Origin of the sequence: Paenibacillus sp. FSL H8-0260 (assembly GCF_045040625.1) — a bacterium.
Taxonomy (GTDB): domain Bacteria; phylum Bacillota; class Bacilli; order Paenibacillales; family Paenibacillaceae; genus Paenibacillus_AQ; species Paenibacillus_AQ odorifer.
Genome location: NZ_CP150298.1, coordinates 1,481,690 through 1,503,116, shown reverse-complemented (window position 1 = coordinate 1,503,116; position 21,427 = coordinate 1,481,690). Strand labels below are relative to the sequence as shown.

Sequence of the window (21,427 nt, the reverse complement as noted above, 5' to 3'; positions counted from 1 at the left end):
AAATTTGCAACCTAACAACTATTGTAAATAGTCCATCTATACATAATCTGAACAGCGTCCTATTGCAGTCTTGGAGATCTTTTTATTGCAAAAAAAAACAGGGATATGCGCAATAACTCGCATATCCCTGTCGTATTTACTACTTAGTGGAAAATAAAAATAACATTGTACATCTTATAGACTAGCGTGATCACGTTTGGTGTAAGTCTTACGCTTCTCCAGAAGCTTGTTCAGCGCATCAATATAAGCGCGGGCACTTGCTTCTAGAATATCGGTGCTAAGTCCACGGCCTTGTGCAGCTACTTCTCCCTGCGAAAGCACCACATGAACCTCACCCTGCGCATCTTTACCACGGGAGACCGATTTAATCGAATAATCTCCAAGGGTAACTTCCTCATTCGTGGCTTTATCAATAGCATTGTAGATGGCATCTACTGAACCATTACCTTCGGCCTCAGCTACAATCGGCTGGTCTTCCGGACCCGCAATAATAACCTTGGCGGTTGGAACAGCTTCATTACCATAAGTAACGAACATCGTTTGCAGCTTAAAGACTTCTGGCGTATCAATTAATTTCTCTTCAATCAAAGCCAAAATGTCTTCATCTGATACTTCTTTTTTCTTATCTGCCAAATCCTTAAATCTAGAAAAAGCGGTGTTCAGCTCTTCTTCGGACAAATCATACCCAAGATCACTCAACTTATCGCGGAAAGCGTGCCGTCCAGAGTGTTTGCCGAGTACCAGCTTGCTCTCTTTAAGTCCAATAGTCTCCGGTGTCATGATCTCGTAGGTAGTTTTCTCTTTTAGCATCCCGTCCTGGTGAATACCCGATTCATGAGCAAATGCGTTAGCTCCTACAATCGCTTTATTCCCTGGAACCACCATACCTGTAAGCTTGCTGACCAGACGGCTTGTGCGAGAGATCTCAGATAACGTAAGCGATGTTTTTGCACCAAAAAATTCAGCCCGTGTCTCAAGCGCTAGCGCAACTTCTTCAATCGCTGTGTTCCCGGCACGTTCACCGATACCGTTGATCGTTCCTTCGATCTGATCTGCACCATTCTGAATCGCAGCCAGCGTATTTGCTGTAGCCATACCAAGATCGTTATGACAATGGGCACTAAGCTGTACGCGTTCAATATCAGGCACATTCTCTTTTAGATATTTAAAGATAGCTCCGTACTCCGAAGGATTCAAATAACCTACAGTATCCGGGATATTAACAACATTAGCGCCTTCCCGGATAGCCATGCCGACCATTTCAGCCATGAAATCATACTCCGTACGGCCCGCGTCTTCTAATGAAAACTCGAGCTTAGGGAAATATTTTTTAGCGTATCGGATAGCAGACTGTGCAGTTTCCAGCACCTGAGCCTTATCCATCCGTAGCTTATGCTGGCGGTGAATAGGAGATGTAGCCAGAAAAATATGAATACAAGGGTCCTGCGCTCCCTGTAGTGCTTCTTTTACAGCATCAATATCTGTCTCTCTAGAACGAGAAAGGCCGATTACCGTGACGTTCTTCACAGCTCTTGCCACCGCATTAACAGAAGCTAGATCACCTGGAGAAGCTGCAGGAAAACCCGCTTCCATGCGATCAATTCCCAGCTTCTCTAACTGGTAAGCGATCTCCACTTTCTCACGCGTGTTGAGGTTCACACCTGGTGACTGCTCTCCATCTCGCAGTGTCGTATCGAACACATAAATTTTCCGCATGCTAAGCACCTCCCAAAAATTGTGCTGAAACTCTCAAATGCGGCTCGCAAAGTCACGGCCGCATTTGAAGGTAATACTATTTAATCATAAGTATGATTATGATTATTTCTTAATCCAGTGCATCATTTCACGCAATTGGCTACCTACAACTTCTACTGGGTGAGCAGCTTCGTTGCGGCGAGTAGCGGTAAGGAAAGCACGTCCGGATTGGTTCTCAAGGATAAAGTCACGAGCGAATTTACCTTCTTGAATATCTGTCAGAACAGCTTTCATAGCTTTTTTAGTATCTTCAGTTACAATACGTGGTCCAGTTACATAGTCACCGTACTCAGCAGTGTTACTGATAGAATCGCGCATGCTGGACAATCCGCCTTCGTATACCATGTCAACGATCAGCTTCAATTCGTGCAGACATTCGAAGTAAGCCATCTCAGGAGCATATCCTGCTTCTGTCAATGTTTCGAAGCCAGCTTTGATCAGTGCGGATACACCACCGCAAAGTACAGCTTGTTCACCGAACAAGTCAGTTTCGGTTTCTTCACGGAAGGAAGTTTCGATAACCCCTGCGCGTGTACAGCCGATACCTTTTGCATAAGCAAGACCGATTTCTTTAGCTTTTCCAGTTGCATCTTGTTCGATAGCAATCAAGCCAGGAACGCCAAAGCCTTCAACATAAGTACGACGAACCATGTGACCTGGAGATTTTGGTGCTACAAGCAGCACGTCTGCATCTTTAGGAGCAACGATTTGTCCAAAGTGTACGTTAAAGCCGTGGGAGAACATCAAAGCTGCGCCTTTTTTAAGGTTTGGTTCTACTTCATTTTTATATACCGAAGCCTGTGTTTCATCTGGCATTAGGATTTGCACAACATCTGCACGGGATACTGCTTCAGCTACTGGCAATACTTCAAAACCGTCATTTTTCGCAGTTTCAAAAGATTTACCTTCACGAAGACCGATGACAACTTGAAGACCACTGTCACGCAGGTTTTGTGCTTGGGCATGTCCTTGGCTACCGTACCCGATTACCGCAATTGTCTTTCCTTTTAATACACTAAGTTCTGCATCCTGTTCATAGTACGTTGTAACTGCCATTGTCAATATCCTCCTTTAATTTGAGACCCATCATAAAGAGCGGGTGCTTCAAGAGAACTGGAATCATAGAAGATCTAGCTGCTCCTCAAGCTCCCGCTCTTTAGCGGGAAGTTCATTCATATCATATCAGATTAATGCAATCAAGCAGTAATCCGTTAAAGTCGCAAAATAAAATATTTAAGAGTTACCGCGTACCATAGCCGTAATACCCGTGCGAGACAGTTCTCTGATTCCATAAGGTTTCAAAAGCTCGATCATCGCATCAATCTTCACTGTATCTCCAACTACCTGTACTAACAATGTAGTGCTACCAATATCAACAACTGAAGCCCGGAAGGTTTCTACAACGCCCATAATTTCCGGACGCTCACTTGGATCAGCATTCACTTTAATCAGAGCCAGCTCACGAGCAACCATGGGCTTAGATCCAAGATCAACGACTTTAATTACATCAATTAACTTGTAGAGCTGCTTCTCGATTTGTTCAAGCGTATGCTGGTCTCCAAGAGTAACGATAACCATCCGGGACAATCCAACCTCTTCAGACTGGCCAACCGTTATACTCTCAATATTAAATCCGCGGCGACCGAACAAACCCGACACCCGTTGAAGCACACCCGGCTGGTCATTTACGAGTACAGAAATCGTATGTCTTGTCACTGTTATTCATCCCCCATCAGCATATGATCGATGGTTGAACCTTGAGTTACCATCGGGTAGACATTCTCGTCTTTTGGAACAACGAATTCTACCAATACTGGACCCGGTGTTTCCAGTGCTTTCTGCCATGCATCACGTGCTTCTTCCTTATTCGTCGCCCGTAGACCTTTTACACCATAGGCCTCAGCCAGCTTAACGAAGTCCGGACTGCCTGCGAGGTCTGTAAAGCTGTAACGTTTATCATAGATAAGATTCTGCCATTGGCGAACCATGCCAAGCACCTGATTGTTAATTACTACAATTTTGACTGGTATATTGTTAATCGCACATATCGCTAGCTCTTGGGAACACATTTGCATGCCGCCATCACCATTAATCGATACTACCAACCGTTCAGGATGTGCCATCTGTGCACCGATAGCTGACGGGAATCCGAAGCCCATCGTTCCAAGACCGCCTGAAGTAATCCATGAACGCGGATGATTGAACTTATAGTATTGTGCAGCCCACATTTGATGCTGACCAACATCCGTTGTAACAATCGCTTCACCTTTAGTGGTGTCATTGATCATTTCAATCACCCATTGTGGTTTAAGCTCTGTTTCTGAATCCTTATACCGAAGCGGCTGATCTAGCTTCCACTGAGCAATCTGTGTTCTCCAAGCATCAGCATTAGATGCGCGGCCAACCTCAGGATTCAGCATTTCCAATACCGTTTTCACATCGCCTACAATCGGAATATCAGGCGATACATTTTTCCCGATTTCTGCAGGATCGATATCGATATGCACGATTTTGGCTTTTGGCGCGAAGCCGTCCAGTCTGCCAGTAACACGGTCATCAAAACGTGCACCGATATTAATGAGCAAATCGCACTGTTGGATCGCATTATTCGCGGTATACGTACCATGCATACCCGGCATTCCCATCCAAAGTTCTTCTGCACTAGGGAAAGCTCCGAGACCCAGCAAGGTTGTAGTAATTGGAATCTCTGTCCGTTTCACGAATTCGAACATAGCTTCATGTGCTCCGGAGTAAATAACTCCACCACCTGCAATGATGATCGGACGTTCAGCAACCGCAATCGCACGAACCAATTTATCAAGCTGCAGTTTGTTTGGAACTGTACAAGGATTGTAGCCCCGAAGATTCACTGTTTTCACTGGTGTGAACAACGTCTTCGCTGCTGACACGTCTTTCGGAATATCGATCAACACTGGACCTTTACGACCGGTATTCGCCACATGAAAAGCTTCATGTATAACACGGGGGAGATCCTCAACATCTCTTACAAAGTAGCTATGCTTAGTGATTGGCATCGTTATCCCGGTAATGTCTGCTTCCTGGAAAGCATCTGTACCGATCAGGCTGGAGAATACGTTACCTGTGATTACAACCAATGGAGTGGAGTCCATATATGCTGTAGCAATACCTGTTACAAGATTCGTTGCTCCGGGACCTGAGGTAGCTATACATACCCCTGGTTTGCCACTTGCTCTAGCGTAACCGTCAGCTGCATGAATAGCACCTTGCTCATGACGTGTTAACACGTGATTGAAATCCGTAAAACCGTACAATGCATCATAGATGTACAGTACAGCTCCACCCGGATATCCGAATACAGTGTCTACACCTTCTAATACAAGGCTGCGGAGTAATATCTCGGAACCGGAAATGACCTCCGGCTCCATCCATTTTTCTTTTAACTGCTCAGTAGACCGTAATTCCGGTATTTGCGCGCTCATCAGTATTCCTCCTCCGATATTTAACATTCATTATGCAAATGACGGACCGTCCTTTATACATCAGCAAATGGTTCCTTATAAAACAAAAAAACCTTTCGCCTCCCACGCACAGTATTAGCGCGTGAGGGACGAAAGGTTGATCTTCCGTGGTACCACCCATGTTTGCATTACATCTCGCGATGCAACGCCTTATCAGGTATACAAAAATCCATCGATGTAGGCAAGGGCCCTAATCTCTGTAACCTGAAGTCCCTAACGCGGACTAAACGATTTCCCCTAATAATTCCACCACTCTAGCCAGTGGACCTTTCAGGAAAACAGCTCCGAGGTGAGCTCGTATATAAGGGATTTCGGTGGAGGTTGCAGCAGATCCTCACACTCTCTGAGCAAAAGAGCCCTTAAAACTTCGTCCTCATCATTGCCGATACATGTATGTTCGATAAAATGTTTAGACACATTATATGATTCCTAACATGGATAAGTCAATACCCTTATTTTTAATATTGTCACAACTCCTACTTCTACGTGCTGGGAACCCCCACCACGCTCCCGACATATGATGTACGACAATGCGTAGAAAGGGGGCGCTCTATGATCCGTTATCGTCGACCCAAGCAGGATGACGTCATTATCCTTGATTTAATCGAGCGACAGCTTGTACCATTATCTCATTTGCCAAAGACTGAAATTGCCAAAATCAAAAAAGATATCCCCCGTCGTCTGGGACACGGTATCACCTTAGTCGCCTGTCCCGACTATGAGAGTGATCCAATGGGGTTTGTCCATTTCCTGCTGCATGGTGATTTACTTTATATCGATATGTTAGCCATAGCACCCGCAGCACGGCGCAAACACTTGGGGAATATGCTCATGGATCGAGCAGAACGATTTGCACTATCACGCGGATGTCATCGGGCTAAGGTATCCGTCGATTTAGGAAACACAGCAGCTCTTGCCTTTTATCAAAAATTGGGCTACAGCGTAGCCCGTTATCAATCCCTAAGCTTCTGTTACGAATTGGAGAAAAGGTTCATCTAGTTAAATCGAATTTCAACTGAACTTAAAAGAATCCGAAAGGTGGATAGGGTGTGCCTCCGTACCCGTAACCTCCATAAGGATTACCATAGCCAGGACCTCCGCCATAAGGAGCTCCACCGCCATAGCCACCACCAAAAGCATAAGGTGCTGTACCAATAGCTAGCAAATCAAACAACACTAAAGGAATGATTGCTTTGGTTTGTACTTTTTTACCACTTACGCGTTGTAATATCAGACGATTTCCGGATACACGAAGCAGTTTCCCTGTCACCTGAGTACCGTCCTTTTTTACTGCAATGATCTGCTTACCCACGAGTCTCATAACCTGCTTCTTCGTAACTGGCTTAGTCATATGATCCCCTCCTAAATGTTTTGTACGCCTCTCATTTGCATCATCTACAAAACAGTCTATTCGATGGAAAGGACCTTCGCCTGTACACTTGCCCTCCTGCCTCAATGTTTATCCTTGCTGATCCTAATAAAAAAGCCGTATTTCCGGGAAAAGACCGGAAATACGGCTTTGAAAAGTTACATTTCTATCGCTTACCAGGATCGTATGGCTGTCCTAATGCCTTAGGAGCAGAGGATCGGCCTACAGCCCCTACCAGCACGATGATAGTCAGTACATAAGGGATCATAAAGATAAACTCTTGAGGAATATTTTGTGACCACTCATACAATTGAACATAGTTGCGGATCGCTTGGGAGAATCCGAAGAATACCGCTGCACCAAAGGCACCAAGTGGATTCCATTTCCCAAAGATCATCGCTGCAATGGCGATAAAACCTTGACCAGAGATTGTATTATGTCCAAAGGTTCCGGTTGTTGTTAAAGTGATTGTAGCTCCACCAATACCCGCCATCAATCCACTCAACATTACACCGATATATCTCATCCGATTAACTTTTACACCCAGTGTATCTGCAGCACTTGGATGCTCACCTACTGCACGCAAACGCAATCCAAATGGCGTCTTAAACAGAACCAAATAAATAACGATGACCAGTATTATGGCCAGATAAGTTGTAGGATAGGAATTAAAAATCCCTTCACCAATCACTGGGATTTTGGAGAGCCCAGGAATTGCAACCTTGCTAAACCCATCAATGATCGGAGTTTCAGCAGATCCATCAAACAGGAGCTTTACCATATAGAGCGTGCTTCCTGCAGCTAAAAAGTTAATAACCGTACCACTAATCGTCTGATCAGATTTAAAGGTTATAGATGCAACCGCATGAATTAGTGAGCCTAGCACACCAACAGCTATAGCACAGAGTACACCAACCCAAGGAGCCCATTCGCCCATTCCAGCGTCCTGAGCATAATAACCGCCTACTGCTGCCGCAAAGGCACCAAACATCATCAAACCTTCAAGTCCAATGTTTACGACACCGGAACGTTCAGAGAAGATGCCGCCAAGTGAGGCAAAAATGAGCGCTGTGGAAAAAACAAGCGTTGTATTAAGCAGTTGACCTAACGTCTGCAGATCCATCTATAACACCTTCTCTTTCTTGCGCTTGAAGTAAAAGGGCTTAAGCACCCAGCGCACAATCCCTTGTGCCGCAATAAAGAATATGATTGAACCAATAACGATACGAATAAGCTCTGGTGGAACATCTGCAGCAAAACTCATACCCGCAGAACCATAAGTCAGCGTACCGTAGAGAATCGCAGCCAGAATAACACCAAGTGGATGTGTTAAACCAAGAAGAGCAACAGCGATACCATCAAATCCATATCCTGGCGATGCCGCGAAAATAGCTTGATAATGGAATACACCAAGCACCTCTCCTGCTCCGGCCAGACCGGCGAATACACCACTTATGAACATTGCCTTCATAACGTTACGTCCAACATTCATCCCTGCATATTCGGCAGCATGTGGATTGTAACCAACTGCACGCATTTCGTAGCCCTGCTTGGTCTTCCATAAGTACACATAGAAGAATACCGCTGCAGCAAGAGCAATAGCTGTACCCCAGTGTAGACGTGCATTATCAAATATCGAATTCAAAAAGGTCATGGAAAGCGAGGCCGGAATATCCTCGGAACGATTTTGTCCTGGAAGCAACAAAAAGTTTCTAACGATATAATTCGACAGGTAAAGAGCAATCCAGTTTAACATGATTGTGGTAATAACTTCGTTAATCCCACGTTTTGCTTTCAAATAACCGGCAATCCCTGCCCATAAACCACCACAGACACCCGCAATAATTACAGCAAGCGGGACAAGCAGGAAGGATGGCAGACCTGCCATCTTAATACCCACCACTGTTGCCGCTGTCATACCAATCATTACTTGGCCATCTGCCCCGATATTAAACATCCCTGAACGGAATGCGAAAGCTACGGCTAGCCCTGTAAGCATTAATGGTGTCATTTCGCGCACAGCTTCACCAAAGTTATACAAATTACCAAACACCCGTTTGAACAGTGCGGAGTAAGCAGTTATCGGATCATAACCGCCCAGAAGCATAACTATTGCTCCCACAAGAAAACCAAGCACGATGGCAACCAGAGGAACGATGTAGCTGTCAGTTGTGAAGATTTTTTTGAACTTATTCAACTGCCTTACCTCCCCGCTGCAAGCTGCCTGCCATCATAAGACCCAGTTCCTGATCATTCGTATCTTGCGGGAACACTTCACCGACAATTTTCCCTTCATAGATAACAGCGATTCTGTCAGAGACGTTCATAATCTCGTCCAATTCAAAGGAAATAAGTAGAACAGCCTTTCCTTGATCACGCTGAGCTATGAGTTGCTTCTGAACAAATTCGATAGCCCCAACATCTAAACCGCGCGTAGGTTGTGCGGCAATTAACAATGTCGGATTTTTATCTATTTCCCGCGCAATAATCGCTTTCTGTTGATTTCCGCCGGATAAAGAACGGGCTTTGGTCTCTATTGAAGGTGTACGTACATCAAATTGCTCTATAAGCTTCGCTGCGTACTTATCAATGACATCATTTTGCAAAAAGCCATTTTTGTTGTAAGGACTCTTATAATAGGTTTCCAAAACCATATTCTCACTCATGGTGAAATCAAGCACTAATCCATGCTTGTGGCGGTCCTCAGGAATATGAGAGACATTCATCTCTGAAACCTTCCGCGGTGATAAATTAGCAATTTCATTGCCAGAAACGGTTATCGAACCCGAATCAATTTTGCGCAGACCTGTAATGGCCTGGATCAACTCACTTTGTCCATTGCCATCTACGCCAGCAATCCCGAGAATTTCCCCTGCTTTAACTTCAAAGCTAAGACCATCCAGTACGGAGACCCCGTCTTTACTCTTACTGCTGACATCCTTCAGTTTGAGTACAGATTGGCCAACCTCAGGAGCTTTCTTGTCCACTTTAAAAGTTACGCCACGCCCAACCATTTTTTCAGCTAGCTCATTAGGATTGGTCTCTGCGGTATTCACAGTATCAATTACTTTCCCACGTCTAATAATGGTGACCCGATCAGATATTTGCATGATTTCTTTAAGCTTATGCGTGATCAAAATAATGGATTTTCCCTCTGCAACAAGCCGCTTCATAATCGCCATGAGTTCCGTAATTTCTTGAGGCGTAAGTACTGCGGTCGGCTCATCAAATATGAGAATATCCGCTCCACGGTACAGGGTCTTCATAATTTCTACCCTTTGCTGCATACCTACCGAAATGTCATGAATAACGGCATTTGGATTCACTTGCAGGCCATATTGCTCCGATAGCTTCCGAACCTGTTCCGCAGCGGATTTATAGTCAATTTTAAGACCTTTTTTCGGCTCCATCCCAAGAACAATATTCTCGGTCACCGTAAAAGGCTCCACAAGCTTGAAATGCTGATGAACCATACCAATACCAAGCTCAATAGCTTTATTGGGGTTATCAATAATAACCGGTTTCCCGTCGATTTCAATACTGCCTTCATCCGGTTGATACAATCCAAATACAATGTTCATCAAAGTGGACTTGCCTGCACCATTCTCACCAAGCAATGCAAGGATTTCACCCTTTTTAAGCGTCAAGCTAATGGAATCGTTAGCAACAATACCGGGAAAGCGTTTTGTGATTTGCTTCAACTCTACGACAGGAGCCGCAGCACTCATGGAATCACCCTCATCACAGAATATATAACTACCTTATAGACACGGATGTACCGCCCTTTGTAAGGCGGTATATCTATGTTCCTCTTATCATAACCAGTGCTTTAACAAGGAATAAGGCCAGCACAACACCGGCCTTATTCTTTGATCCTTATTGTATTGCAATAAATGGAGACTAACTATTACTCGGAAGGAACAGTGATTGTTCCATCAATGATTTGTTTTTTGTATTCTTCAACTTTAGCCAGGATCTCTTCAGAAACGTTGTCCTTAGTATCAGAAATACCTACACCATTATCTTTCAGACCAAGAACGGTTGTAGTACCACCCTTGAACGTACCGTCAATTACTTCTTTAGAAACTTTAAGAACAGCTTCGTCTACACGTTTGATCATGGAAGTCAAAGTAACGTCAGTACCAAACTCGATGGATTGGTCTTTATCTACACCAATAACCCATACTTTAGTACCGCCTGCTTTGTTACGAGCTTTAGCTTCGTTGAATACGCCATTTCCTGTTTGTCCAGCAGCAGGGAAGATAATGTCGTTTCCGTCGTTATACAATGTAGCCGCAAGAGATTTACCAACGTCTGGTTTGTCATAACCACCGGCATAAGTAGGTGTTACTTTAGCTGAAGGGTTAACTGCTGCTACACCAGCTTTAAAGCCAGCTTCAAAACGTTTGATTACAGGGCTTTCCAGACCGCCGATGAATGCAACTTTGTTAGTTTTTGTAGTCAGACCAGCAACCACACCAACCAAGAAGGAACCTTCATTTTCGGAGAAAGTAACGGAAGCTACGTTAGGAGCTTCAACTACGCTATCAATGATAGCCAAGTTAGCATTTGGGTTCTCAGTAGCTACTTTTTTAATTGCGTCGCCAAGATCAAAACCAATACCCCAAGTCAAGTTGTATCCATCTTTAACGAAGGAGTTAAGGTTTGGCTCATAGTCAGCATTTGATTTACTTTGCAAGTACTTAACGCCACTACCTGTTTCTTTTTCAAGAGCTTGCAATGCTTCCCATGCGGATTGGTTAAACGATTTATCGTTTACACCACCAATGTCAGTAACCATACCAAATTTGAAATCGGATTTAGGTGCGTTTGTTCCTGCATTGGTTCCTGCATTAGTTTCACCTTTAGCGGCGTTGTTATTGTTGTTTCCACAGCCTGTCAAAACGACTGTAAGAGACAGCAACATTGCAAGAGATAGCTTTAAACCTTTTTTCATTGAATGTAATCCCCCTTAAAATATTGGATGTCTTCTGTGTTCTGCTTGGACATTCCATTAGTTCAAATTATAACTGCAATAAAATCTAAAATCCAGTGCATAAATGACCTCAGGTCAATAATAATTTGCACTTTTTAGCAAGTAACCGCTTTCCATGACATAGCATGTTACAGTTATGTCCGGTTAATGTCAGAAACCCTGATTTTACTCTGTATAGTATTCCAACACATTACAAATATTATTGCACACTTAAGTGTTTTCTATTATTATGATTCCTTAGTAATTGCACTGAAAGGAAGTTATCAGATCATGACCGAAGAAATAAATCCACAAACAACACCGGCCTTCAAATATTGCCGTGAATCCCGTGTCTTCAAAACCGGACGCGTTTTCCCTAATGATGTCAATAATCACAAAACATTATTCGGTGGCAAGCTTATGAGCGGCATTGATGAAGTAGCCTCCATTTCAGCTATGCGCCATTGTCGAACTAACGTCGTCACAGCCTCTACAGACTCTGTAGACTTCTTGAGACCCATTCGCCCTACTGACTCCGTATGCTTTGAATCCTTCGTCTCCTGGACCGGACGGACAAGCATAGAGGTGTTTGTGAAGATCATTTCAGAAAATCTATATACTGGAGAGCGCGCTGTCGCTGCTACTTCATTCCTAACCTTTGTCGCAGTCGAAGAGGATGGCACGCCTACTCCGGTCCCAGCTATCATCCCAGAGACAGACGAAGAGAAGCTGATCAACGAATCTGCTAATGAACGTTCCGAGCTACGGAAAGTTCGCCGCAATATCAGCAAAAAACTCGCCGCTCAATTAAACACCATAAAGTACTGGGAATAGCTCTGCAGATGCAGAGCTTTTTCTTTTATGTAGGGAATGTCAACGCTGCTTCATCCCTATCTTACCGCACAAAAAAGCACCGCTGCATGGGCAACCCGCAGGCGGTGCTTTTCGGTTATATTACAACACTTACGCGTTGATTTTCTCTTTAGCAATACCAGCCAAGGAGTTGAATGCGTTAAGATCATTTACAGCCAGATCAGCCAGCATTTTACGGTTAACTTCTACACCAGCCAATTTCAGGCCGTATACAAGCTTGCTGTAAGAAAGACCGTTCAAACGAGCTGCTGCATTAATACGAACGATCCACAGTCTGCGGAAGTTACGTTTAGTTTGACGACGGTCGCGGTAAGCGTAAACCATCGATTTCATTACTTGTTCTTTAGCTGTTTTAAAAATACGGTGTTTAGAACCGAAATAACCTTTTGCCAATTTCAACACTTTTTTATGTTTACGACGAACTACAAATCCGCCCTTAACTCTTGCCATATTAATAAACCTCCCAAAAATGTGTAATAAACTATTTCAAGTTAGCCAATCCTTGTTTCAAACGTCTTACATCCCCAGGGGCCATTACTGGATTTCCGTTCAGAACGCGCTTAGCGCGTTTAGATTTGTGGGACAGCAAGTGGTTTTTGTGAGCTTTGTAACGTGTTACTTTACCAGTTCCGGTAATTTTGAAGCGGCCTTTCAGGCTGCTGTGTGTTTTCATCTTAGGCATGGTGTTTCCTCCTTGAATATTATGCGGCGCCAAATTGCAGATAAGCAAGTGACTCCAGATTTATTGAGCTTTAGGAGCCAAAATCATAATCATGCTGCGGCCTTCCAGCTTTGGCTGGCGCTCAACAACAGATATATCAGCCACTTCGTTCTTCACTCGTTCGAGGATTTTTTGGCCGATATTCGCGTGTGTAATCTCACGTCCGCGGAAACGTACGGAGCACTTCACTTTATCGCCCTCACCCAAGAACTTGATCACATTGCGGAACTTAGTTTGATAATCATGTTCCTCAATGTTAGCACGGAACCAGACTTCCTTGATATCAACGACCTTCTGGTTTTTACGCGCTTCCTTCTCTTTCTTCTGCGTTTCATAACGGAACTTGCCGTAATCCATGATGCGGCATACCGGCGGCTTAGCCTGTGGTGCTACATTGACTAGATCCAGATTAAGATCGATCGCCATTTGCAGCGCTTCGCGGATCGGTTTAATTCCGATTTGCTCACCTTCCGCACCAACCAACCGTACCTCTTTGGCCCGAATTTCATCATTGATCATATGTTCCTTACTGATAACTCTCCACCTCCGGATCTTTTTAACAACTATTCTCACGTAACTCCATAAAAAAGGGGTGCCGGTAACACCCGACACCCCGTGTTTGATCAACGTTCATGAACATTAACATTCATAAAGCATTGAGATCAAAACCAGCCGGCGAATATGCCAGTCAGGTGAGAAGCAGGTGCTTCTTCTTGCAATCCCTATGATTTGCGTACTTGAATACTATACACCACACTATTTGGGGTGTCAATCCTTTTATGCAGAAATTTCGTGAATTTTATACCTGCTTACTTTGTACTTCTTCAAGTCGTACTACGCGAGTATGCTTGGTATGGCTCCATTGCTTATTGTTCTGCGTGAAGAACGCATAGAACGTAATCGGATACCACGAGATCAAGTAGATCGGGAAGAATACAAGATAAGCATATACTTTCTTGAACGTAACCTTCTCCAATGCCATCGCAATACCAAAAGTCACCAGATTGGCGCCAATAGCCAGGAAGCTGAGCCAGATCGGCAAGCTGCCGTAAATGTTAGCGATATTCGGTCCGTTAAAGAACGCCATATCCACCCACATTACCGCCGTCATTAAAAAAGTGAGCAATACAATATATACATTCGCTCCATAAAGCGCGAGGTCAAACTTCGTTAAGCTGCGTTCTTTAATACTTTGCCAAAGCAATGGGAAAAAATAACGGCGAGCAACAGTGAAGTGCCCCTGCATCCAACGCAGACGCTGTCTTGAGGAGGCCTTGAAGGTTAACGGCTTCTCATCAAATACCTTTGCATCATAATTGAACTTAGGATATACACCATGTGCTGCACTACGCATCGTAAACTCCAAGTCCTCGACCAAACTTGTAGCTCCCCAGCCCATTTCTTTAAGAAGTGTGGTCTCAAAACACATTCCGGTTCCGCCAAGGAAGTTAGCCATATTTAAATTATGGCGTGAAAGTTGCCACAAACGGTTAATATACCAGTACGAAATACCATAAGCAGCTGTAATCCAGGAATCCTCTGGATTCTTGGTGTCGATATAACCTTGGATTACCCGTGCACCTGAACAAAGATCATTATTCATCTCCATCAGGAACTCGGTATGCGCCAAGTTATCAGCATCGAACATGACAACAGCATCATATTGCCGCGGCATAGCCCACAGCTCTTTAAGCATCCATTCTATTGCGTAGCCTTTACCTCTCAGATTTGCATTGGTGCGGACACAGGCGTTCATGCCGTGTTCTCTAACGATGCGAGCTGTACCGTCTGTACAATTGTCACAAATTACAAATACATCGTACAGTTCTGATGGATAATTAAGCTGCTTCAGATTCTCCATTAATGCGCCGACAACTTCTTCCTCGTTATGTGCGGCAACAAGTACGGCAAAAGATTTTTCCGGCTTATACTGCGTTTTTTTCTTTTTCCTGTGCAGTCCGAATAATGAAAACGTAAACTGATAGACTGCGATTGCTGCCAAGATCACTTGGAGCGTAACAAACAGTGCGTCTGTCATGACCTTTTGATGCCCCCTTTTTTCACTCTTGGTGTTCTTTTTTTCTCTCTAGCTTGCTTGACGTTCTTTCTGACCCTTTTGTTGCATCCCTTAACAATAGACCAAGAGTATTCTTATTCTCGGCAGACTTCACAATTTTTATATATGCTGTTTAAAAGAATTCTATGGATTCCTTTTTTTGAATCCTTATTTATCTCTTACCCTTTTAAACAGGTTTAGTCTGCTTGAATCATTGTAAAGCGTAATAGTGCTCTAAGTCAAAACTGGCAAATTTCGTGTAAACCTGAGCTTTTCCTTGAAATGAACTACCTTTAAAAAGTATGATTAAGACAGATCTAAGCTATAGAACGGATTACTGCATTAACATCTGTTAACGGTAGCCGGACTAGCGGAGGGAATTAGATATGAGACATTTATTCATGAAACTACATCTCTGGGAGCGGCATCTTTTTAAGTGGATCAACGGACGAATGCATAATCGTTTTTTGAACTTTTGGCTCTTTTACCTTACTCATTTGGGTGGAGCTACAAGCACGATTGTTATCAATATACTGGTATGGGTATTAGCTCCTGAGCCTTGGAGAACTACAGGTTTACAAGCCTTAACAGCACTAGCTGTCAGCCATATACCCGTAGCTATCGCCAAAAAACTGTACCCGCGTATGCGTCCTTATCTGGCGTTACCGGAAACCAATACTTTTCGTAATCCATTAAAGGATCATTCTTTTCCATCTGGTCATACTACAGCTATCTTTGCTTCTACGGTCCCTTATATGCTGGCGTTTCCTGCTTTGACCGTTATTCTGCTGCCGCTAGCTTGTATTGTCGGATTTTCTCGTATTTATCTTGGATTGCATTATCCATCAGATGTTATAGCTGGCGCAGTGATCGGTTCCTGCGTAGCAGCTGGTACTATAGCCTTATGGATGTAAAGCATTTATTGTTAATAACCGGGAAAACCCTTGAGAATAGGTGAATCAACATTGCGTAAAAAAAGAATCTTAATACTCTCGGAAGGTTTTGGCGCCGGACATACACAAGCAGCTTATGCGTTGTCGAGCAGTCTGCGCCAATTATCGCCTAATTTACAAACGAAGGTGCTAGAACTTGGGAATTTTTTAAACCCCAAGATGGCACCTATTATTCTGTCTGCTTACCGAAAGACGGTAACGACACAGCCAAAATTGATGGGTTATGTCTACCGTCACCAGAAATCATTCAATCGTCTTACCACGCTTGCCTTGCATCGTATATTTTATACGCATGCCAAAAATATTGTGAGGCAACTGAAACCCGACGTAATTGTCTGCACACATTTTATTCCAGGTGCTGTAGTGTCCCGCCTAAAGAGATTGGATCCTACCCTAAATGTGCCGCTCGTCACCGTCATAACGGATTATGATGCGCATGCAACCTGGATTAGCCCAGAGGTAGACCTTTACCTGGTTTCAACACCTGAGGTTAAATCCAAATTGCGCAGCCGAAATATTCCTGCCACGAAAATTCAGGTAACAGGTATACCGATACACCCTAATTTTTGGAAGCATCCCGGAAAGCAGGAGATTCGAGAGCAATTCAATCTGCGGGAGATGCCAACCGTTCTTGTCATGGGCGGAGGCTGGGGAATCATGAACGACCAAGTCGTAAATGCTTGTCTGGCGGAATGGCGTGACAAGATTCAGATTGTTTTCTGTCTCGGCAATAACGAACAGCTGCTAAAGGAAATGAAAGAAGACCCGCATTATAATCATCCTAATATCTCCTTACTCGGCTTTACGCGTGAAATCCACAAGCTGATGGAGGTGTCCGATCTGCTGGTTACAAAACCGGGAGGAATGACCTGCAGTGAAGGGCTTGCAAAAGGTATTCCGATGCTCTTCCATCACCCTCTTCCCGGGCAGGAGGAGGAGAATTGCCGCTACTTTACTGCAGCCGGCTTCGGAGAACCCATCGAATCTTTAGAGGTTGTCGAAATGTGGATGGAGCGCCTCTTAAACAACTATGAGGATGTGCAAAACAAGCGCAAACTTCATCTTGAAGAAATTGCGCGCTACCATCCTTTACAATGTGCTCAGAGTATCATCGAATTATTGGAATAGTTAATTTAAAAAAGCGGCAGCCTCCAAACTACTTTACTTGGAGAGTTGCCGCTTTATTATTGAAGCATGCCATTTGAAGCAGTGCTTTGTAACTACAGCCGATATTTATCCAATCGGGTAGCCTGATACTGTTTGAGTGCTTCTGCACCTACAATTGCCTCGCAACGATGGATATTCACGCCACGTCCGACAAATTTCGTCTCATATTCTGTCATGATATGATCCTCGTTGATGATGCCATCTGCATGTAGGTCCAAAGAAATATTTTTCATCTGCAAACCAAAGTCCGCAAAGGCATTTAATGAGAACTCAAAAAGACTGCGGGAATCTGTTTTTAGATGAATTTCACCTAGATCGCTAAGCAAACCGCGATATTTGTCAAGAAAACGCGGGTGTGTCAAACGACGCCGGGCATGCTTGCTTTTAGGCCACGGATCGCTGAAATTAAGATAAATCCGTTCAAGCTCTCCCGGAGCAAATACTTCCTCAGCATAATCGATATTTGCAAGTGCCAATTTCAGGTTAGGCGGTGTTTCATGTCCTGCCGGCTCCCATACTGCTCTAGCCTTATCTCCAGCACGGCGGATCAGCTCATCATACATATCCACTCCGATAAAGTTAATATCAGGATATTTAAAGCTCATTTGGCTGATAAACTGTCCTTTGCCCATTCCGAACTCCACATGGATCGGATGATCGTTACCGAACAGCTTGGACCACTCACCTTTATAACTCCGAGGATCTAGAATGACTAAATCCGTCTGTTCTTCCAAACTTTCACGTATTCCTTTTCTTCCGCGTAAACGCATAGGTATTCCTCCGATTATCTCTTATACGATAACTGTCACTTGCAATATTGTGCCGAAATTGTCCCGAAAAGTAAAGGGATTGCGGTAAAAAAAGAAAAAGGAATTCTCTGGTTCAGCTCTTAAATGAGCTGTTCAGAGGAATTCCTTCGTTGTTGTATATTGGAATAGATTTCGTTCTTGTCTGGCAAATCAGGATTTACTTTGTGTTTGTGGCAAATGTCTTTTTTTCGAATGCGCTACGAATTTTGCGCTGCGCATCTGTCTTGATCTTAGGGTTGCCGTTAAATTCCACGCCCGTTAGTGCAAGGGCTTCATCTGGTGTTAAGTGGACTTCAATCGAATCTTTACCCTCAGCATATACCGTTTGAGAATTCATTGCTATCACCTCACGGTTATTATTATGGATCGGACGACACGAAATTATGAACTCTTGGATGAATTTCTTTATGCCACAGCAGCTTTTCACACTCTGAATATAACATACTATGTAAGCATTTTCAAGCTGAAAGCGCCTTATTTCCTGCCTATTTTTCATGCCGTTATGAGGAGTCAATGTTACGCCGAGCTCGGTTTTTTGATACAATGTATTGGATTATAAGAAACGGCTGTGCGTTCTCTGGGATAAGGACGCCATCTGTCTCAGAAAAATATAAGGATAAGGAATCTTATCCATAATTATATTTTCAGAAAGGGGCTTCTCGTGTCTAATCTTCAATACACTTCTCCTCCGCAACTTTGGGGAGATAAACGTTTTCATACTTGGAATTACGAAATGCGTGAACACATGAACACCAAGGTATTCAAAGTTATGCTTGATGCAGGCTTTACCTGTCCCAATCGTGACGGCTCCATTGCTAAGGGAGGCTGCACATTTTGCAGTGCCAGAGGTTCTGGTGATTTTGCCGGAAGCCGCCGAGATGACCTAGTCACACAATTCAATAACGTCCGTGACAGACAGCATCTGAAATGGCCAAATGCTAAATATATCGGTTACTTCCAAGCCTATACTAATACGTACGCTCCGGTCGAAGAGCTGAGAGAATATTTCGAAGTTATTTTGCAGCAGCCTGGTGTCGTTGGATTGTCTATTGCTACCCGCCCTGACTGTCTGCCGGATGATGTGGTCGAATATTTAGCAGAGCTGAACAAGCGTACGTATCTTTGGGTAGAGATGGGTCTTCAGACTATACATGACTCCACTTCTGAGCTTATTAACCGGGCGCATGATACGCAGTGTTATGTGGAGGCTGTGGAGAAGCTGCGCCGTCACAATATTCGAATCTGTACCCATATCATTCACGGTCTCCCACAGGAGACGCACGAAATGATGCTTGAAACGGTATCTGCTGTAGCTCGCATGGATGTGCAGGGAATTAAGATTCACCTTCTGCATCTCATGCGCAAAACACCAATGGTGAAGCAGTATGAAGCAGGATTGCTCCGATTCATGGAACAGGACGAGTATGTGAAGCTGATTGCTGATTCACTTGAAATTCTGCCCCCTGAGATGATTGTTCATCGCTTGACTGGAGATGCCCCACGGGATCTCTTAGTTGGACCGATGTGGAGTCTCAAGAAATGGGAAGTGCTAAATGCCATTGACGATGAGCTTGTTGCTCGTGATACTTGGCAGGGTAAGTATTGGAGGAAGGGCTAATGGGCTTTATGTCCGTTCTAAGCTTTGCTCATAAATTAATCTCTGAGCGGCTAACTTTAGGTGACCGTGCGATTGATGCAACTGTAGGTACTGGTGCTGACACGCTTTTTCTAGCCAAAACAACCGGAGCTCGTGGCGAAGTTTACGGCTTTGACATTCAAGCTGCGGCGCTGAAGCTGGCAGAAGAACGTCTCCGGCTTGCGCGGGAGGACACTTCCTCACTCTCTGCCGTTACCTTACTGGAACGCAGCCATGCCGAAATGGCAGAAGCCGTCCCGGCTAACTGGCCAGGCACCGTTGGTGCTGTAATGTTCAATCTTGGCTATCTGCCTTCAGGCGATGCCGACAAGAATATCATTACTGAGCCGGATAGCTCTATTGCAGCCCTGGAAGCTTCACTCCAGCTGCTGCGTCCGGGGGGAATTATTACGGCTGTACTGTATCCTGGCCATGCAGGCGGAGATCTCGAAGCCGCCGCTGTTGAAGCTTGGGCTGCGACTGTTTCCCCTAAGGTAGCGCAGAGCATTGTATACCGCCAGTTGCAGCGCACGGACGCACCTTATGTAATTGCCCTCGAGAAGAAAAAAGGTTCCCCCTCTTAAGCTTTGTAAACAATCAAACAATCTTGTAATTGGGAAGGAAGATTACGAATGACACAACCATATCCTTTAAAATTTCAACCGGAGTTTAAAGAACGTGTCTGGGGTGGCCGCGCGCTGGCGAAATTCGGCCTGAATCTACCAGAAGGCCATATTGGTGAAGGCTGGATGATTGCCGATCATGCGAATGGAACGTCTTCGGTGGTTAATGGAGAATTAGCTGGACAAGGTCTGGATCAAATTCGTGAGCAATTTGGTCACGAGTGGTTCGGAAGCAAGGGAATATCAGAAGCTGGTGGAAGATTTCCACTCTTGATCAAATTGTTGGATTGCAACGACAACCTTTCCGTTCAAGTCCATCCCACGGATGATTATGTAGGATTGCCTAAAGGTGAACTGGGTAAAACAGAGATGTGGTACGTATTAGACGCTAAGCCAGATGCAAAAATCATCTACGGCCTTAAAGAAGGCGTAGACCGTGAAACATTACGCGAAGCACTGGAAAAAGGCACGGTTATGGATAGCCTTCAAGAGGTATCTGTCTCCGCTGGCGATTCCTTCTACATCCCTGCCGGAACGGTACATGCTCTATGTGCTGGTGTCGTTGTAGCGGAAATTCAACAGAATTCCGACACTACATACCGTATTTATGACTACGACCGTCCAGGACTAGATGGAAAACCACGCGAGCTTCATATCGAGGATTCTCTGAATGTTACAGCTTATGAAGGCGCCGGCGCTACTTCGATGAAGACCGATCATGCAGTGCCTGGAGAGTGGCTGCAGCTTGCCGCTTCACCTTATTTTATTGTCGAAAAAGGGATCGTAAATGGTTCATGGGATCTCACCACTTCAGAAGACAGCTTCACTATTCTGGTTATCTGCGAAGGCAGCGGACATCTGACTTGGGAAGGCGGCTCCCAGCCTTATGCCGCAGGGGAATGTTATCTGATTCCTTCCAACCTAGGCCGTTATACTATCGAGGGTCATTCTACTGTGCTTCGCTCTTATTTACCATAAGTCGAGAACCTT

At 44.4% G+C, this 21,427-nt stretch carries 22 protein-coding genes and 1 other annotated feature; of the genes, 7 read left to right on the top strand and 15 right to left on the bottom strand.

Going from position 1 to position 21,427, the window contains the following annotated elements:
* Nucleotides 1-174: 174 nt before the first annotated feature.
* From MHI51_RS06570 to ilvB, 4 genes are all read right to left on the bottom strand, one after another.
* On the bottom strand, nucleotides 175-1,716 hold the full coding sequence (locus MHI51_RS06570) for a 2-isopropylmalate synthase (protein WP_038569217.1): 1,542 nt from the start codon (nucleotides 1,714-1,716) through the stop codon (nucleotides 175-177).
* A 102-nt stretch (nucleotides 1,717-1,818) separates the two neighbouring features.
* Complete coding sequence (gene ilvC / locus MHI51_RS06565; RefSeq protein WP_036679485.1) at nucleotides 1,819-2,811, bottom strand: ketol-acid reductoisomerase; 993 nt, start codon at nucleotides 2,809-2,811, stop codon at nucleotides 1,819-1,821.
* 177 nt (nucleotides 2,812-2,988) lie between these two features.
* Nucleotides 2,989-3,477, bottom strand: coding sequence for an acetolactate synthase small subunit (gene ilvN / locus MHI51_RS06560; RefSeq protein ID WP_170914191.1), 489 nt, complete (start codon nucleotides 3,475-3,477; stop codon nucleotides 2,989-2,991).
* On the bottom strand, nucleotides 3,474-5,216 hold the full coding sequence (ilvB, locus tag MHI51_RS06555) for a biosynthetic-type acetolactate synthase large subunit (protein ID WP_036679490.1): 1,743 nt from the start codon (nucleotides 5,214-5,216) through the stop codon (nucleotides 3,474-3,476). The genes ilvN and ilvB overlap by 4 nt, the downstream gene beginning before the upstream one ends.
* Nucleotides 5,217-5,807: 591 nt before the next feature.
* Between ilvB and MHI51_RS06550 the strand changes: the two genes are divergently transcribed.
* Nucleotides 5,808-6,254 (top strand): N-acetyltransferase, encoded by a 447-nt coding sequence (locus tag MHI51_RS06550; RefSeq protein WP_036679492.1) that lies wholly within the window; start codon nucleotides 5,808-5,810, stop codon nucleotides 6,252-6,254.
* A 22-nt stretch (nucleotides 6,255-6,276) separates the two neighbouring features.
* Here MHI51_RS06550 and MHI51_RS06545 read toward each other — a convergent pair whose 3' ends face one another.
* From MHI51_RS06545 to MHI51_RS06525, 5 genes are all read right to left on the bottom strand, one after another.
* Nucleotides 6,277-6,606 carry a hypothetical protein gene (locus MHI51_RS06545; RefSeq protein ID WP_076128060.1) on the bottom strand — a complete coding sequence of 110 codons (330 nt, stop codon included), beginning with the start codon at nucleotides 6,604-6,606 and terminating at the stop codon, nucleotides 6,277-6,279.
* Nucleotides 6,607-6,790: 184 nt separating this feature from the next.
* On the bottom strand, nucleotides 6,791-7,747 hold the full coding sequence (locus tag MHI51_RS06540; RefSeq protein WP_036679496.1) for an ABC transporter permease: 957 nt from the start codon (nucleotides 7,745-7,747) through the stop codon (nucleotides 6,791-6,793).
* Complete coding sequence (locus MHI51_RS06535) at nucleotides 7,748-8,821, bottom strand: ABC transporter permease (RefSeq protein WP_076107269.1); 1,074 nt, start codon at nucleotides 8,819-8,821, stop codon at nucleotides 7,748-7,750.
* A complete protein-coding gene (locus MHI51_RS06530; protein WP_036679500.1) occupies nucleotides 8,814-10,352 on the bottom strand; it encodes an ABC transporter ATP-binding protein in 1,539 nt (512 codons plus the stop codon). Before MHI51_RS06530 ends, MHI51_RS06535 begins: the two co-directional genes overlap by 8 nt.
* A gap of 179 nt (nucleotides 10,353-10,531) precedes the next feature.
* Nucleotides 10,532-11,581, bottom strand: a complete 1,050-nt coding sequence (locus MHI51_RS06525) for a BMP family protein (RefSeq protein WP_076107271.1) — start codon at nucleotides 11,579-11,581, stop codon at nucleotides 10,532-10,534.
* Between the two features lie 309 nt (nucleotides 11,582-11,890).
* Here MHI51_RS06525 and MHI51_RS06520 point away from each other — a divergent pair, with 309 nt between their 5' ends.
* Nucleotides 11,891-12,433 (top strand): acyl-CoA thioesterase, encoded by a 543-nt coding sequence (locus MHI51_RS06520; protein WP_051491073.1) that lies wholly within the window; start codon nucleotides 11,891-11,893, stop codon nucleotides 12,431-12,433.
* 129 nt (nucleotides 12,434-12,562) lie between these two features.
* Here the strand turns inward: MHI51_RS06520 and rplT are convergent, their stop codons facing one another.
* The 4 genes from rplT to MHI51_RS06500 all read right to left on the bottom strand — a co-directional run bounded on the left by rplT (nucleotide 12,563) and on the right by MHI51_RS06500 (nucleotide 15,231).
* Complete coding sequence (rplT, locus tag MHI51_RS06515) at nucleotides 12,563-12,922, bottom strand: 50S ribosomal protein L20 (protein WP_036679505.1); 360 nt, start codon at nucleotides 12,920-12,922, stop codon at nucleotides 12,563-12,565.
* 31 nt (nucleotides 12,923-12,953) lie between these two features.
* On the bottom strand, nucleotides 12,954-13,154 hold the full coding sequence (gene rpmI / locus MHI51_RS06510; RefSeq protein WP_036679507.1) for a 50S ribosomal protein L35: 201 nt from the start codon (nucleotides 13,152-13,154) through the stop codon (nucleotides 12,954-12,956).
* A 60-nt stretch (nucleotides 13,155-13,214) separates the two neighbouring features.
* Entirely contained in the window at nucleotides 13,215-13,712 is a 498-nt protein-coding gene (infC, locus tag MHI51_RS06505; protein ID WP_036679510.1) for a translation initiation factor IF-3, read from the bottom strand.
* Nucleotides 13,713-13,769: 57 nt separating this feature from the next.
* Nucleotides 13,770-13,914, bottom strand: a sequence feature (ribosomal protein L20 leader region).
* 78 nt (nucleotides 13,915-13,992) lie between these two features.
* A complete protein-coding gene (locus tag MHI51_RS06500; RefSeq protein WP_036679513.1) occupies nucleotides 13,993-15,231 on the bottom strand; it encodes a glycosyltransferase family 2 protein in 1,239 nt (412 codons plus the stop codon).
* A gap of 404 nt (nucleotides 15,232-15,635) precedes the next feature.
* Here MHI51_RS06500 and MHI51_RS06495 point away from each other — a divergent pair, with 404 nt between their 5' ends.
* Together MHI51_RS06495 and MHI51_RS06490 are read left to right on the top strand one after the other, a co-directional pair.
* A complete protein-coding gene (locus MHI51_RS06495) occupies nucleotides 15,636-16,163 on the top strand; it encodes a phosphatase PAP2 family protein (RefSeq protein WP_076128062.1) in 528 nt (175 codons plus the stop codon).
* A 51-nt stretch (nucleotides 16,164-16,214) separates the two neighbouring features.
* A complete protein-coding gene (locus MHI51_RS06490) occupies nucleotides 16,215-17,330 on the top strand; it encodes an MGDG synthase family glycosyltransferase (RefSeq protein ID WP_076128064.1) in 1,116 nt (371 codons plus the stop codon).
* 92 nt (nucleotides 17,331-17,422) lie between these two features.
* On the opposite strand, the gene trmB is transcribed toward MHI51_RS06490, so the two are convergent.
* Nucleotides 17,423-18,139 carry a tRNA (guanosine(46)-N7)-methyltransferase TrmB gene (trmB, locus tag MHI51_RS06485; RefSeq protein ID WP_036679523.1) on the bottom strand — a complete coding sequence of 239 codons (717 nt, stop codon included), beginning with the start codon at nucleotides 18,137-18,139 and terminating at the stop codon, nucleotides 17,423-17,425.
* 196 nt (nucleotides 18,140-18,335) lie between these two features.
* A complete protein-coding gene (locus MHI51_RS06480; protein WP_036679526.1) occupies nucleotides 18,336-18,515 on the bottom strand; it encodes a hypothetical protein in 180 nt (59 codons plus the stop codon).
* 324 nt (nucleotides 18,516-18,839) lie between these two features.
* On the opposite strand from MHI51_RS06480, the gene MHI51_RS06475 reads away from it, so the two are divergent.
* From MHI51_RS06475 to MHI51_RS06465, 3 genes are read left to right on the top strand one after another with little or no spacing between them, the layout of a single operon-like run.
* Nucleotides 18,840-19,796, top strand: coding sequence for a TIGR01212 family radical SAM protein (locus tag MHI51_RS06475; protein WP_076107276.1), 957 nt, complete (start codon nucleotides 18,840-18,842; stop codon nucleotides 19,794-19,796).
* Nucleotides 19,796-20,398 (top strand): class I SAM-dependent methyltransferase, encoded by a 603-nt coding sequence (locus MHI51_RS06470; protein ID WP_076219068.1) that lies wholly within the window; start codon nucleotides 19,796-19,798, stop codon nucleotides 20,396-20,398. Before MHI51_RS06475 ends, MHI51_RS06470 begins: the two co-directional genes overlap by 1 nt.
* A 48-nt stretch (nucleotides 20,399-20,446) precedes the next feature.
* Complete coding sequence (locus tag MHI51_RS06465; RefSeq protein WP_076219069.1) at nucleotides 20,447-21,415, top strand: type I phosphomannose isomerase catalytic subunit; 969 nt, start codon at nucleotides 20,447-20,449, stop codon at nucleotides 21,413-21,415.
* Nucleotides 21,416-21,427: the final 12 nt, after the last annotated feature.

Bases quoted from the DNA above. Each gene is read 5' to 3' on its own strand.
- MHI51_RS06570 (WP_038569217.1), bottom strand. From the start codon at position 1,716: ATGCGGAAAATTTATGTGTTCGATACGACACTGCGAGATGGAGAGCAG.
- ilvC (WP_036679485.1), bottom strand. From the start codon at position 2,811: ATGGCAGTTACAACGTACTATGAACAGGATGCAGAACTTAGTGTATTA.
- ilvB (WP_036679490.1), bottom strand. From the start codon at position 5,216: ATGAGCGCGCAAATACCGGAATTACGGTCTACTGAGCAGTTAAAAGAA.
- MHI51_RS06550 (WP_036679492.1), top strand. From the start codon at position 5,808: ATGATCCGTTATCGTCGACCCAAGCAGGATGACGTCATTATCCTTGAT.
- MHI51_RS06545 (WP_076128060.1), bottom strand. From the start codon at position 6,606: ATGACTAAGCCAGTTACGAAGAAGCAGGTTATGAGACTCGTGGGTAAG.
- MHI51_RS06540 (WP_036679496.1), bottom strand. From the start codon at position 7,747: ATGGATCTGCAGACGTTAGGTCAACTGCTTAATACAACGCTTGTTTTT.
- MHI51_RS06530 (WP_036679500.1), bottom strand. From the start codon at position 10,352: ATGAGTGCTGCGGCTCCTGTCGTAGAGTTGAAGCAAATCACAAAACGC.
- MHI51_RS06525 (WP_076107271.1), bottom strand. From the start codon at position 11,581: ATGAAAAAAGGTTTAAAGCTATCTCTTGCAATGTTGCTGTCTCTTACA.
- MHI51_RS06520 (WP_051491073.1), top strand. From the start codon at position 11,891: ATGACCGAAGAAATAAATCCACAAACAACACCGGCCTTCAAATATTGC.
- rplT (WP_036679505.1), bottom strand. From the start codon at position 12,922: ATGGCAAGAGTTAAGGGCGGATTTGTAGTTCGTCGTAAACATAAAAAA.
- rpmI (WP_036679507.1), bottom strand. From the start codon at position 13,154: ATGCCTAAGATGAAAACACACAGCAGCCTGAAAGGCCGCTTCAAAATT.
- infC (WP_036679510.1), bottom strand. From the start codon at position 13,712: ATGATCAATGATGAAATTCGGGCCAAAGAGGTACGGTTGGTTGGTGCG.
- MHI51_RS06500 (WP_036679513.1), bottom strand. From the start codon at position 15,231: ATGACAGACGCACTGTTTGTTACGCTCCAAGTGATCTTGGCAGCAATC.
- MHI51_RS06495 (WP_076128062.1), top strand. From the start codon at position 15,636: ATGAGACATTTATTCATGAAACTACATCTCTGGGAGCGGCATCTTTTT.
- trmB (WP_036679523.1), bottom strand. From the start codon at position 18,139: ATGCGTTTACGCGGAAGAAAAGGAATACGTGAAAGTTTGGAAGAACAG.
- MHI51_RS06480 (WP_036679526.1), bottom strand. From the start codon at position 18,515: ATGAATTCTCAAACGGTATATGCTGAGGGTAAAGATTCGATTGAAGTC.
- MHI51_RS06470 (WP_076219068.1), top strand. From the start codon at position 19,796: ATGGGCTTTATGTCCGTTCTAAGCTTTGCTCATAAATTAATCTCTGAG.
- MHI51_RS06465 (WP_076219069.1), top strand. From the start codon at position 20,447: ATGACACAACCATATCCTTTAAAATTTCAACCGGAGTTTAAAGAACGT.